Source organism: Micromonospora sp. NPDC048040 (assembly GCF_055587185.1).
In genome coordinates this window covers 63,641-76,888 of record NZ_JBVJGT010000030.1, presented here as the reverse complement: position 1 = coordinate 76,888, position 13,248 = coordinate 63,641, and the positions used below count along the sequence as shown (strand labels likewise).

Below are 13,248 nucleotides of genomic sequence, written 5' to 3'. Positions count from 1 at the left end.
CCCCCCCCCCCCCCCCCCCTCCCCCCCCCCCCCCCCCCCCCCCCCCCCCCCCCCCCCCCCCCCCCCCCCCCCCCCCCCCCCCCCCCCCCGCGCCCGTACCGAGCCACCCCGGGTCGTGCCGACGACCCGGGCGCGCAATCGATGACCGGAATGTCCATGGTGTGGCGCGGTCGCCGCGCCGGCGGGGCGGGGGAGTCCATGACCCAGAGCTTGAGCGAAGAGGGCGTACGCGGGGCCGTCCTGGCGACCGTGGGCACGCGGCGGCCGGCCCCGGTGGCCGTCACCCAGAGCCCGACCAGCCGCGTGCCGCACGACCTGCTGCTCGCGGAGCTGCACGACGCCGTTGACGACCTCGTCCCGTACGCGCAGGAGCTGAAGCCGGCGCGCCGCCGGCTGTGGGCCATGCGGAATCCGGCGGCCGGCGCGCCGGCGCCCACCGCGCGGGCGATGGCGCGCCGGGTCCGGGGCGTGGAGATGGCCTGGGCGGTGACCGTGGCGCTCGGCCCGGCCCTGCGCCAACTGGCCGACCTCGCCCGGCCGGGCCAGTACCTCCCCCCGTTCGAGCCACGGCTGCGCGGCTACCTCCACAAGGCCCGCGAGGCGTACTGCGCCGCGATCACCGAGGCGCTCGACGCCGCGCCGCCGTACCGGGTCGAGGCCCGGCAGAACGAGGGCGACCGGCTGGTCGGGGAGTTCTCGAAGACGATGCCGCTGCTCTACCTGACCGACCGCATGGGTCTGGAGGCCGTGATCGGGCAGCTCGCCGACCAGGTCACCGGCCTCGTCGCCCTGCGGGCGGAGCGGGAGGACGACGCCCTTCCCGGACGGGCCGCGGACGCCGAGACCGGCGTCGCCATGACCTCCCCCGGGCAGGAGTGGTTCCTGCGCCGCCGCCTCCTGGCCGACCTGTACGCGGTACGCGCCTACCCCTTCCGCGACTACCTGCAGCCGTACCTGCGGTTCAGCCAGAGGTTGCGCACCATCAGCCTGACGGTGCAGATCCTGGCCACCCGGGAACGGCTGTCGTGGCTCGCCGACCAACCGGTGCTGCCCAGCGCGGCGACGGAACGGGTGGACGGGTACGTGGTCGAACTCGCGGCGGCCCTCACTCATGTGGAGCAGAGCTTCCTGCTGCACAAGAACGGCGCGTACGTCGAGGCGGCGGAACGGCACCGGCTCGCCGTCGCGGTGCTGGCCACCGTCACCGGCCGACCCGGGTTCAAGGCCGACCTCGACGACATCGCCGACACCATCGAACTGCAGAAGACCGTCAAGGCGATCGCGGCCGGGGTGGCGATCGGCGTGGCCACGGCGATCACCGCAGGGGCGGCCGGCGCCGCCGCCGGCGCGGTGCTGGAGACCGTCATCGGCAGCGGCACGGTGCTCGGCTCGATCGCCGTCTCGGCGGGCGTGGTCGCCACCCGGCTGATGTGGGAGACGCTCGTCGCCCGTGGCGCGTCCGAGCTGCTGCTGGGGCCGGAGTCCATCACGGCGACGTCGTTCCAGGAGGACCTCGCGTGGCAGGCGCTGCAGGCCGCCGTCGTCCGTGTCGTGCTCTGCGGCTCCGGGGACATCTTCAAGGCGGTGGCCCGGTCCGGTGACCGGGCCGAGCAGGTCGCCCGGCTCGTGGTCGAGCAGATCACCACCTTCGGGTTCGGCGAGGCGCAGCACCTGATCCGCACCGGGGAGCTGCGCGGCCTGCGGGACAGCGTGGTGGCCGCGGTGCAGCAGGCCGCCACCACGGGCGCCGTCATGGTCGGCGGGCTGATGGCGAGGTCGTTCCTCGACCGGCTCGGCGCGGCCCGCGGGGCGCTCACCGTCGACGGCGAGCGCCGGCTGCAGGAGCTGGAGGCCGAGCGCGCGCAGGTCGCCCAGGACTTCGAGGCCGTCCGCAACGGCACGGCCGGCCCGGAACAGTTCCGGGCGTGGGCGACCCGCGCGGCGCAGGCCTGGAACGGGCTGGTCGCCCTCGTCGACGGGCTGCCGCCCGGGGCGGAACGCGACGCGGCGCTGCTCCGGCTCACCGCCGCCAAGGGCGAGATCGAGCTGCGCCTCGCCGAGGCCGGGATCAGCGCCTCGCTGACCTGGCCGGACGCCGTACCGACCTTCGAGGGACTGCTGCCGGGCCTGGTGGTCTTCAGCGACGACGCCCGGCCGGTGCTCGACGCCGCCTACCCGCCCGGCACCCGGCGGCCCACCGATCTCCCCGACGCCGTGCTCGTGTCCGGCTCCGGCGGCCGGCGCCTGCTCCTGCTGCCCGAGGGCGACCTGCCGGCGCGGGCCGCGACGCCGGAGCGGCTGGTCCACGTGCCCGAGGCGAGCATGCGGCCCGGGCCGTCACCCGAGCCGGTGGTGCTGCCCGGCGCGGCGACCGTGGGCCTGGAGCGCCTCCAGGCCGCCTTCGGCCCCGACAAGGTGGCGAAGATCCTCGCGCAGGCGGCCAAGGGACGGGAGTCGTTCCTGCGTCTGCTCGCGCACCCGGACCTGGCCGGTGTCGGCGCCGTCCAGTCCCGCTCGACCGCCCTGTACGGGCTCGCGTCGCATCCCGCGTCGATCGCGTTCGGGCGGCAGTGGGGTCCGCTGCTGGTGCTGCGGCTGCGCAAGCGGCTCGGCACGGCGCAGGTCGACGACGGGCTCGGCCGGGCCGGCACCCTGCTGGAGCAGGCCCCGGCGGGTGACCGCCCGGCGCTCGTCGCCCGGCTGATGTCGCTGACCAGCCAGCAGCTGCGCCGGGAACTGGCACTCGCTCCCCCGCTGCGCCCGCCACGCCGCAAGATCACGCCGGAGAACCTGGGCGTCGACCGGGCCCACCCCAGTTGGCGGGTCCTGGCCGACGAGGTGGCCCGGGACTTCCCCGCGCTCACCCCGGACCAGCGCCGGGCGATGACCGACTGCCTGCAGGTCATCGAGGTCGCCGAGGCCGGCGAGTTCGACGCGTACCGGCCGCAGACCAGGATCGCGCTCGTCGACTCGTTCGAGAAGATGATGGTCGACGGGCAGATCCGGGTGCCGGATCTGACCATCGTCGCCAACCGCATGCGCGGCCGGCTCGCCGAGCACGTCTTCCTCGGTCCGCTGCCCGTCCTGCAGCAGACGATGTGGTTCCTCGGCGCGCGGATCGACACCTGGCTGACCGGCCGGTCCAACCTGGACGGGCACTGGGTGGCCGGCGACGTGCCGGGGTTCCTCGAGCTGAAGTCCGACGCGATCCACCTCCAGAGCGCCGCGGAGCAGCAGGCGACGGCCCGGCAGTACCTGCGCGACGCGCTCGGGGACTTCGAGAACATCCCGGCGGGCTCGCAGTACCACCTCTGGTTCATCCGGGACCCGGGGCCGGACGGGCGGCGGCGGATGCTCGACATCCTCCTGCCGCCGGGCGGCCCGATCGCGGGGGTGCACTTCGGGCCGGAGCCGCCGCCGGGCGTGCCGCAGCGGTGACCGCCGCGGCGCGACACCACGGCCGCCGATCCGACCGGAGCGTCAGCGACCGGGATCGACACCCGGACTCCCGGCCCGGGCGATCCCCCCGACGAGGTCGTTGATGCGGGCGGGCCAGGCGCCTCGGCACCGCCGGCGACTGCGGCCCCTGGCCGGACGGCGAGCGTCTGATCGCGCCGCGGCCGTCGGGGTGACCCGGTCCCGGGCCCTCGCACGCCTTCGCACCTTGTCCGGCGACGTACTCGACGAGTGGGACGCCGTCCTCGACCGATGACGAAAAAACAGGCGTGCCGGCACGGCAAGTCCTTCACATCCGCGTGGAATCAGCACGAAACGCGGAAATTTTTTCATCTATACATTTGAATGCATCGCCGTCTAGCATCACCTCCACCAGATCAACTTCCCGGATCTCCGCACCACCCCCGCACGGGATCCGGCGTCAGGAGAGGGACGACCGATGACACTCCCCCGCCTGTCCAGGCGCCACTGGCGTCTGGGCGTCGCAACAGCCGCGGTCACCGCCGCGGTGGCGTTCGGCACTCCAGCGACCGCCGCTCCCGCCGAAGGGCAGATCCTCCAGGCCGGCGGCGCCACCGCGGTCTCCGGCTCGTACATCGTGGTGTTCAAGGACACCGCGGTGACCCGGGCCGAGGTCACGGGCAACGCCCGCGCCCTGGCCGGCCGGCACGACGGCACCGTCGCCCGGACCTTCCAGCACACGGTGCGCGGGTTCGAGGCCCGGATGTCCGCCGCGCAGGCCCGGCGGTTGGCCGCCGACCCGTCGGTGAAGTACGTCCAGCAGAACCACGTCGTGCGGATCTCCGGCACGCAGAGCCCCACCCCGTCGTGGGGCCTGGACCGCAGTGACCAGCGCGACCTGCCGTTGAACAGCTCCTACACCTACCCGAACGGCGGCTCCGGCGTCCGGGCGTACATCATCGACACCGGCATCCGGTTCTCGCACAGCGACTTCGGTGGCCGCGCGGTCACCGGTTTCGACTCGGTCGACGGCGGCTCGGCCGACGACTGCAACGGCCACGGCACCCACGTCGCGGGCACCGTGGGCGGCACCGCGTACGGCATGGCCAAGAACGCCACCCTGGTCGGCGTCCGGGTCCTCGACTGCGGGGGCAGTGGCACGTACGCCGGGGTGATCGCCGGCATCGACTGGGTCACCGGCGACCACGACCCCGGCGAGCTGGCGGTGGCCAACATGAGCCTCGGCGGCGGGAAGGACCAGGCCGTCAACGACGCGGTGACCGCCTCCATCGCCGACGGCGTCAGCTACGCCATCGCGGCCGGCAACGACTACTCCGCCGACGCCTGCGGTGTCTCGCCGGCCAGCACCCCCAACGCGATCACCGTGGGGGCGACGACCAGCACCGACGCCCGGGCCGACTACTCCAACATCGGCACCTGCCTGGACATCTTCGCCCCGGGCTCGTCGATCACCTCGGCGTGGCACACCGGCGACAGCGCCACCAACACCATCAGCGGCACGTCGATGGCCACCCCGCACGTGGCCGGTGCGGCCGCGTTGGTCCTCGCCGCCAACCCGTCGTACACCCCGCAGCAGGTCCGCGACAAGCTCGTCAACGACGCGACCAACGGCAAGGTCACCAACCCGGGCACCGGCTCACCGAACAAGCTGCTCTACATCGGCAACATCAGCACGCCGACGCAGGACTTCGCCATGTCGGTGTCGCCGACCTCCGGAACGGTCAACCCGGGCAGCTCGGTCACCGCGACCGTCGGCACCACCACCACGGTCGGCGGCGCGCAGAACGTGACGTTCTCCGCCAACGGCCTGCCCGCCGGGGCCACGGCGAGCTTCAGCCCGTCGTCGGTCACCTCCGGCAACTCCGCCACGATGACCATCTCCACCACCGGCACCACCGCGCCGGGCACCTACCCGGTCACCGTCACCGGCACCGGCACGGTCACCACCCAGACCGCGTCGTACACGTTGACGGTCAACGGGCCGCCCGGCTGCTCGCAGACCAACGGCACCGACGTCAGCATCGGCGACAACACCACGGTGGAAAGCTCGATCACCATCAGCGGCTGCTCCGGCAACGCCTCCGCCACCAGCACCGTCGCCGTGAACATCGTCCACACCTACATCGGTGACCTCGTCGTCAGCCTCATCGCCCCCGACGGCACCGCCTACACCCTGCACAACCGCACCGGCAGCTCGACCGACAACATCAACCAGACCTACCCCGTCAACCTCTCCAGCGAGGCCGCCAACGGCACCTGGAAGCTGCGGGTGCAGGACGCCGCCTCCGGCGACACCGGCTACCTCAACACCTGGACGCTCAACCTGGTCGGCGGGACGCCCCCGGGCTGCACCGGCACGAACGGCACCGATGTCAACATCGGCGACAACACCACGGTGGAAAGCTCGATCACCATCAGCGGCTGCTCCGGCAACGCCTCCGCCACCAGCACCGTCGCCGTGAACATCGTCCACACCTACATCGGTGACCTCGTCGTCAGCCTCATCGCCCCCGACGGCACCGCCTACACCCTGCACAACCGCACCGGCGGCTCGACCGACAACATCAACCAGACCTACACCGTCAACCTCTCCTCCGAGGCCCGTAACGGCACCTGGAAGCTGCGGGTGCGGGACGCCGCCTCCGGCGACACCGGCTACCTCAACACCTGGACGCTGACGCTCTAGCGGCAACGGCGCCACCAGCGCACCCCCACACCGGGGCCCCGGCTGAACTCCAGCCGGGGCCCCGACATCCGTTGCCGACCCGCGCACGGCATGGACTTCACCGGCGCCAGGCGCTCGCCCTTTCGGCCGTCGTCGGCCTGGGCCAGCGGGTCCGGATTGGACCTGGCCGCCGCGCGGGCCGGCTCTCCTACGATGACCGTCCACGCCTCGGACACCGCCGGGAGGACCCCATGCCGGAGCGTTTCGCCGACCTCTCCACGCCGCTGATCGCCGACGCCTGCGTACGGCTGGGCGTGCCACCGCGCGCGGCGCCGGCCGGGATCCGGGCGGTCGTCCCCGGCCACCGCCTCGCCGGGCGGGTGCTGCCGGTGCGCCACCACGGCAGCGTCGACGTGTTCCTGGAGGCGTACGCGGGCGCGGCCCCGGGGGACGTGTTGGTGATCGACAACGGCGGCCGGTCGGACGAGGCGTGCGTCGGCGACCTGGCGGTGCTGGAGGGGGCCGCGGCCGGCGTCGCCGGAGTCGTGGTGTGGGGCCTGCACCGGGACACGCCCGAGCTGGTGGAGATCGGCCTGCCCGTGTTCAGCTATGGCAGCCTGCCGCTGGGCCCGGACCGCCTCGACGAGCGGGAGCCGGAGACGCTCGCCAGCGCCCGGATCGGGCCGCACCTGGTGAGCGCCGACGACCTCGTCATCGCCGACGACGACGGCGTGCTCTTCGTCACCGCCGCGAACGCCGCGGAGGTGTTGGCGGCGGCGCAGCGGATCCGGGACGTCGAGCGGGTCCAGGCGCGGCGGATCCGCGCCGGCGAGACGCTGCGCGAGCAGACCGGGTTCGCCGACTACCTCGCCTGCCGCGCCACCGACCCCGGCTACACCTTCCGGCAGCACCTGCGGCGCGTGGGCGGCGCGATCGAGGAGTGACCGCCCGGAACCGGGCCCGCAGGTTCGGCCCGGGTTGGGCGCGGGTTCGCCACCGGGCTCGGCGTCGGGGGCGGCCTCGGTTCGCCCCCGGGTCGCCGCCTGGGTCGGCACCGTCTCCGCTCGCGCCGGGCGGCGCCACGTGAGGGTGGTCATAGCGGCTGGACGCGCCACCACCGGGAGCTGCTAGCCTCGTCGGCAGGTCATGAGCGCCAGCGTCAAGCCCCGGCTCGCTGGCCGGCAACCCTCGTCCGCGCAGGGGTGCCCCGGGTGAAGACCAGGCACCGGAGCAGCTTCGGTGCAAGCGTGGCCTGGTTCCCAGGTCAGCAACGACCGAGGAGAGCCATGTCCTTCCGCATCTGCGTACCGACGGTCCCCGCCGCGGCCCCGCCGCCGTTGACCCGGCGCCGCCACGTCGACATGATGCGGGTCTGCAGCGCCTCGTGTCGCCCCGGCGACCCGCGCTAGCCACGCACCAGACCCCCTTCCCAGGACCACCCCAGCGGTACGCCCACCGGGCGCACCGCCGGCGACGCACGCCCGTGCCCGCCGCCGGAGACCCTTTCGGAGACACCTGTGCGATTCCTTCCCGCCCTCACCCGCGCCGCCGCCCTCGGCGTCGCCGCCGTCCTCGCCGCCACCGCCCTGACCGCCTGCGGCGACGACGCGTCCGAGGCGACCGACAACCCGTACAACCTGCTCCAGCCGGGGGTGCTGCGCACCGGCACGCTCACCGACGCCCCGCCGAACGTCTACCTCAAGGACGGCAAGTTCACCGGCTTCGACAACGACCTGCTCACCGCGGTCGCCGCGAAGGTCGGCCTGAAGGTCGAGTTCGTCGGGACGGACTTCTCCGCGCTGCTCTCGCAGGTCAACAACCGCAAGTTCGACGTCGGCAGCTCCTCGATCACCATCACCGAGGCCCGCAAGAAGACCGTCGACTTCGGCAACGGCTACGATTTCGGCTACTTCGGGCTCGACGTGCCGGCCAATTCGTCGATCACCGGTTTCGACCAGCTCGCCGGCAAGCGGGTCGTGGTCGTGCAGGGCACCGTCCAGGACGACTACGCCACCGGCGAGGGCCTCGACCCGGTCCGGGTGCCCGACTACAACGGCGCGATCAACCAGCTCAAGGCCGGCACCGCCGACGCCTGGATCGCCCCGGCCGAGATCGGCGACAAGTCGGCCGCCGACAGCAACGGCAAGATCAAGGTGGCGGGGAAGCTGCTCAGCCCGGCCCCGACGGCGTACGCGTTCGCCAAGGGCAACGACAAGCTGCGCGAGGCGCTGAACAAGGGCCTCGACGAGGTGATCGCCGACGGCACGTGGAGCCGCCTGCAGGCCCAGTACTACCCGGGCCGCCCGATCCCCGCCGACTTCAAGCCGGGCAGCGGCACGGTCGCGGTGCCGTCCGCGCCGGCGGCGTCGGCTTCGGCCGCTTCCTGACACGTACGGACGACGAGCGAGCGGGACGGTAGGAGAACACGATGGATCCGTTGAGCACCCTGTGGGAGACCTTCTTCGACTGGGACTCCATGCGCGAGGCGCTGCCCGAGATGCTGACGGTCGGGCTGCCCAACACGCTGATCCTCGCGATCTCCGCCGCCCTGCTCGGCTCGGTGCTGGGTATGGGGCTGGCCGTCGCCGGCATCTCGCGTACCCGCTGGTTGCGCTGGCCGGCGCGGGTCTACACCGACGTGTTCCGCGGCCTGCCGGCCGCGGCGACCATCCTGCTCATCGGCGTCGGTCTGGCGCCGCTGGGCATGGAGGTGTGGGGCCCCAACCCGTATCCCCTGGGCATCCTGGCGCTGTCACTGATCGCGGCGGCCTACATCGGCGAGATCTTCCGCTCCGGCATCCAGTCGGTGGAGGCCGCCCAGCTCGAGGGGGCCCGGGCGCTGGGCCTGTCCTGGGGCGAGGCGATGCGCCTGGTGATCGTGCCGCAGGGCATCCGCCGGGTGCTGCCGGCCTGGGTGAACCAGCTGATCGCGCTGATCAAGGACTCCAGCCTGGTCTACTTCCTCGGCCTGCTGGCCAGCCAGCGGGAGCTGTTCCGGATCGGGCAGGACTACGCGGCGAACACCGGCAACCAGTCGGCGCTGCTGCTGGCCGGCCTGTTCTACCTGGCGCTGACCGTGCCGCTGACCCACGTCGTGAACTGGATCGACCGGCGGCTGCGGCACGGCCGGCAGGCCGCCGCGCCCGCCGACGCCGACGACGACCTCGACCTGGCGCTGCCGGGCGCGGCGGGAGGAAACCAGCGATGAGCATCGACACGACGACCTCGGTGAGCCTGAGCGTCCGCGACGTGCACCTGGCCTTCGGGTCGCACCGGGTGCTGCGCGGCGTGGACCTGGACGTCGCGCGGGGCGCGACGGCCTGCGTGATCGGCCCGTCCGGCTCGGGCAAGTCCACGCTTCTGCGCGCCATCAACCGGCTCATCGAGCCCGACCGGGGCGACGTGCTGCTCGACGGGCGCAGCGTGCTGGGCGACGACCCGGATGCCCTGCGGCAGCGGGTCGGCATGGTCTTCCAGCAGTTCAACCTCTTCCCGCACATGAGCGTGCTGCGCAACATCACCCTCGCGCTGCGCCGGATCAGGAAGCTTGGTGAGGACGAGGCGGTGGCGGTCGCCCGCGACCACCTGGAGCTGGTGGGGCTCGCGGCCAAGGCCGACGCCCGGCCGGCGCACCTGTCGGGCGGGCAGCAGCAGCGGGTCGCGATCGCCCGCGCGCTGGCGTTGCGGCCGCAGGTGATGCTCTTCGACGAGGCGACCTCGGCTCTGGACCCGGAGCTGGTCAAGGGGGTGCTGGGGCTGATGGCCGAGCTGTCCGCCGGCGGCATGACGATGGTGGTGGTCACCCACGAGATGGGCTTCGCCCGCGAGGTCGCCGACACCGTCGCGTTCATGGATCGCGGCGTGGTGCTGGAGGCCGGCGAGCCGGCCGCGATCTTCGAGGGGGCGGAGCACCCCCGGCTGCGCCGCTTCCTCTCCCAGGTGCTCTGACCCCGCAACAGCCGCCCGGGGCACAGCTGTTTCAACCTGACTGGTGCGGCTCTTCGACGAGTGGAACGACAAGGTCGCGGAGGCGGGGAGGCTGTAGTTGGGAGGGGCCCGGCTCTCAAGCGGGCGTGCCGAACTGCAGCCAGACGCGGACCCGCTCGGTGACCTGGTCGCGCCCTCCGAGGGCGTCGCGGACCTCGGCGGCGAACGCGGACCGGCCCTGTGTAGAGGGCAGCCGGTCGGCCGACAAGGCGGAGTGCCCGAGCAGCCGCTCCAGACATTCGCGCAGTGCCCCAGACCATTCGGCGTCCTGCAACCACAGCGGCGCGCCATTGGTGACCACGGCTACGCCGCCGCCGGCACGCAGCAGCGGCCGGGCGGCCCTGAACAGCGTGTCGCGGTCCATGAGATGGATAGCGACAGCGACGGTCAGCGCGCCGATCGTCCGTTCGCCGAGTAGCCGGCCCAGCGCGGGCAGGTCACTGTCAGCACCGAGCAGCCACGTGGCGTTGGCTCGTGCAACGTTGAGAGCGGCCTGGCGCGCCAAGGTCAGCATGTCCGGCTCCGGGTCCACGCCGATGACGGCCCCCACCCGGGCGGCGAGCGGGAGGCTCAACTGACCGGTGCCGCAGCCGAGGTCGACCACCGTGTCTGCGGCGCCGAGGCCGAACGCCCCGACGAGGGCGTCGAGCACCTCGGCGGGTAACCGCGCCGGTGCCTCGCGTAGTACGTCGCTACCTCACCGCTAAAGCCCGTTCCCACTCCGACAGCCTGCCCACAGCAGATGGCGGAAAGCGAGCTCAGGGCATGGACCACGTCACCTACCAGAAGCTTCGCCCATCTTCGACGATCAAGCACGCCACCGATCGAGCGGTTGTCCTTCCCGCCCGCTCAGGTTGACAACAGCTCCGTGCCACATCGGACGCTGGTCCACGCCGCCGACGGGCCCGTACCGGTCTCCGTTCCCGGTGACGCCACGTGGCAGTCCCCCGCTCCCGGCGGTCCGAGCAGCCGGCTCGTCCACCGGCCGGACCTCCGCTGCCGGAAACCCGACGACCCACGGCCACCTGCGCGTCGCTGCCCGTGATTCCCACCTCGGCACGGGCCGTCTCTCCGGAGGACCGGTCGACTCCTTATTGACCTGCGGCGGAGGTCTGGGCAATATCTTCCACAACACAGGCGGCCACTGGAGTTTCCTTTCACGCACCCCCTTCCCACCCCCGACCCGGCCGCACAGGAGATGCCATGCACCTCGACCACTCCGAACTGGACCGTCGGACCCTGCTGCGGGCCGGCCTCGGCGCCGCCACGGTCGCGGTCGTCGGAAGCGAACTCGCCTTCCCGGCCGCCGCGCAGGCGGACCCCGGCGCCGACCTGGACTGGATCTACAGCTGCGACGAGTGGGGCGCGCGTCCGCCGGCGGACCCGCTGTCGGTCAGCGCCATCCCCACCAACAAGATCATCGTGCACCACATGGCGTTCCCGAACGTCACCGACTACTCCGAGGCGCAGGCGATCAAGCTGGCCCGCGACTGCCAGAACCTGCACATGGACGGCAACCGCTGGTCCGACACCGGCCAGCACTTCACCGTCAGCCGCGGCGGATACGTCATGGAGGGGCGCCGGGGCAGCCTGGAGCGGCTGCAGGCCGGCGACCGGCAGATGATCTCGGCGCACTGCCCGGGCGAGAACGGCCGGGCGATCGGCATCGAGAACGAGGGCACGTACGTCACCGAGACGCCGCCGGAGGCGTTGCTGGACTCGCTGGTCAAGCTCTGCACGACCATCTGCCGGCAGTACGGCCTGCACGCCCACGACATCTTCGGGCACTGGGACTTCCGCACCACGCTGTGCCCCGGCGCGGCCTTCTACCGGCAGTTCCCCGCCCTGCGCCGCCGGGTGTTCGAGGCGCTCGGCACCGACCTGGCGGACGTGCCGGCCCGCCGCTGGCCGGACCTGTGGCGGTTCGTCGGCTCGCCGTCGGTGCGGGTCGTGCAGTACCTGCTGGCCCACCGCGGCTACACCGTGCCGGTCAACAGCGTCTTCGACGCCGCCACCGTCGCGGCCGTGCAGGACTGGCAGTACCGCAACGGCATCCCGGTCGACGTCGACGCCACCCTCACCGCGCCGACCTGGGAGACGCTGGCGCCGGAGCTCGACAAGGACGCCACCGGCATCCCGGTCAGCGCCGCCCAGTTCATGCTCAACTTCAAGGGGTGGGCGGACGTCGCCGTCACCGGCGAGTACGACCACGCCACCAAGAAGGCCGTCCAGGACCTCCAGGCGCTGCACGGCCTGCCCCGCAACGGCAAGCTGACCACCAACACGTGGTGCGTCCTCGTCGGCGGCGTCGTGCGCCACTCCTTCCGGCACTGACCGCCCGCGGCCCGTGGGACGGCCTCCCGCTCCCACGGGCCGCGGAACGCGGGCGCGCCTCGCCCACACCCGGCCCCTGATCTGCGACGATGACGCCTTCACGACCGGAGGAGGGTGCTGTGGCGTCTCGGCTCAACCCGTACATCAGCTTCCCGGGCACGGCACGGGAGGCGATGGAGTTCTACCACCGCGTGTTCGGCGGCTCGCTGTCGATGAGCACCTTCGGCGAGTTCGGCACCGACGATCCCGCGCTGGCCGACAAGATCATGCACGCGATGTTGCAGACCGACCGGGGCTACACCCTGATGGCCTCGGACACCGCGCCGGGGATGGAGCACAACCCGGGCAACAACGTCGCCGTCAGCCTCAGCGGCGACGACGCCGACGAGCTGCGCGGCTACTGGGAGAAGCTGACCGAAGGCGGCACGGTCACCATGCCGATGGAGAAGCAGATGTGGGGCGACGAGTTCGGCATGTGCGTCGACCGCTTCGGCACCAGTTGGATGGTGGACATCGGCCAGCCCCAGCGCTGACCGCGGGAGCGCTTCCGCGGCCCGGCGGGCCGGCCGGAGGTGTACAGGCGACGCGACCGGGTACCGACCGCTGTCCGACGGGTCCGCGGCGCGCCGCACCGGCGCGCCCGGGCCCGCAGCCGCCGGTCAGGGGGTGCACCGATGCCGTCGACGCCGCCGAGCGCGCCTGCCGCCGGGACCCCTGCCGGCCGCGCGACGCCGCCGCACCCGCCTGCCGCCCGCCCCGCCGGGACCCCCTCCGTCCGCGGGAGGTCGCGCCGGCGGCGGCCGCCCCGGACACCGAGGCCACGC

General features: G+C 72.9%; 9 protein-coding genes and 1 riboswitch. Of the genes, 8 read left to right on the top strand and 1 reads right to left on the bottom strand.

Going from position 1 to position 13,248, the window contains the following annotated elements; all coding sequences use genetic code 11:
• Positions 1-198 precede the first annotated feature (198 nt).
• The 6 genes from ACZ6O2_RS24400 (at position 199) to ACZ6O2_RS24375 (ending at position 10,051) form a co-directional block, all read left to right on the top strand.
• Positions 199-3,438 (top strand): hypothetical protein, encoded by a 3,240-nt coding sequence (locus ACZ6O2_RS24400; RefSeq protein ID WP_466024404.1) that lies wholly within the window; start codon positions 199-201, stop codon positions 3,436-3,438.
• 457 nt (positions 3,439-3,895) lie between these two features.
• Positions 3,896-6,124, top strand: a complete 2,229-nt coding sequence (locus tag ACZ6O2_RS24395; RefSeq protein ID WP_466024403.1) for a proprotein convertase P-domain-containing protein — start codon at positions 3,896-3,898, stop codon at positions 6,122-6,124.
• 230 nt (positions 6,125-6,354) lie between these two features.
• Positions 6,355-7,047 (top strand): RraA family protein, encoded by a 693-nt coding sequence (locus ACZ6O2_RS24390; RefSeq protein ID WP_466024402.1) that lies wholly within the window; start codon positions 6,355-6,357, stop codon positions 7,045-7,047.
• Positions 7,048-7,245: 198 nt separating this feature from the next.
• Positions 7,246-7,357: riboswitch (SAM riboswitch) on the top strand.
• A 263-nt stretch (positions 7,358-7,620) separates the two neighbouring features.
• Positions 7,621-8,490: an ABC transporter substrate-binding protein gene (locus ACZ6O2_RS24385; protein WP_350708141.1), complete on the top strand. Its 870-nt coding sequence runs from the start codon at positions 7,621-7,623 to the stop codon at positions 8,488-8,490.
• A 41-nt stretch (positions 8,491-8,531) separates the two neighbouring features.
• On the top strand, positions 8,532-9,311 hold the full coding sequence (locus ACZ6O2_RS24380; RefSeq protein WP_350708139.1) for an amino acid ABC transporter permease: 780 nt from the start codon (positions 8,532-8,534) through the stop codon (positions 9,309-9,311).
• A 2-nt stretch (positions 9,312-9,313) separates the two neighbouring features.
• Positions 9,314-10,051 carry an amino acid ABC transporter ATP-binding protein gene (locus ACZ6O2_RS24375; protein ID WP_350708358.1) on the top strand — a complete coding sequence of 246 codons (738 nt, stop codon included), beginning with the start codon at positions 9,314-9,316 and terminating at the stop codon, positions 10,049-10,051.
• Positions 10,052-10,166: 115 nt separating this feature from the next.
• On the opposite strand, the gene ACZ6O2_RS24370 is transcribed toward ACZ6O2_RS24375, so the two are convergent.
• Positions 10,167-10,742: a class I SAM-dependent methyltransferase gene (locus tag ACZ6O2_RS24370; protein WP_466024401.1), complete on the bottom strand. Its 576-nt coding sequence runs from the start codon at positions 10,740-10,742 to the stop codon at positions 10,167-10,169.
• 551 nt (positions 10,743-11,293) lie between these two features.
• Here ACZ6O2_RS24370 and ACZ6O2_RS24365 point away from each other — a divergent pair.
• Both ACZ6O2_RS24365 and ACZ6O2_RS24360 read left to right on the top strand, forming a co-directional pair.
• Entirely contained in the window at positions 11,294-12,424 is a 1,131-nt protein-coding gene (locus tag ACZ6O2_RS24365) for a peptidoglycan recognition protein family protein (protein WP_466024400.1), read from the top strand.
• A 119-nt stretch (positions 12,425-12,543) separates the two neighbouring features.
• Positions 12,544-12,957, top strand: a complete 414-nt coding sequence (locus tag ACZ6O2_RS24360; protein ID WP_466024399.1) for a VOC family protein — start codon at positions 12,544-12,546, stop codon at positions 12,955-12,957.
• The last annotated feature ends 291 nt before the right edge of the window (positions 12,958-13,248 follow it).

What these genes read in the sequence shown, in the direction of transcription:
- ACZ6O2_RS24400 (WP_466024404.1), top strand. Translation starts at nt 199, where the DNA reads ATGACCCAGAGCTTGAGCGAAGAGGGCGTACGCGGGGCCGTCCTGGCG.
- ACZ6O2_RS24365 (WP_466024400.1), top strand. Translation starts at nt 11,294, where the DNA reads ATGCACCTCGACCACTCCGAACTGGACCGTCGGACCCTGCTGCGGGCC.
- ACZ6O2_RS24380 (WP_350708139.1), top strand. Translation starts at nt 8,532, where the DNA reads ATGGATCCGTTGAGCACCCTGTGGGAGACCTTCTTCGACTGGGACTCC.
- ACZ6O2_RS24390 (WP_466024402.1), top strand. Translation starts at nt 6,355, where the DNA reads ATGCCGGAGCGTTTCGCCGACCTCTCCACGCCGCTGATCGCCGACGCC.
- ACZ6O2_RS24395 (WP_466024403.1), top strand. Translation starts at nt 3,896, where the DNA reads ATGACACTCCCCCGCCTGTCCAGGCGCCACTGGCGTCTGGGCGTCGCA.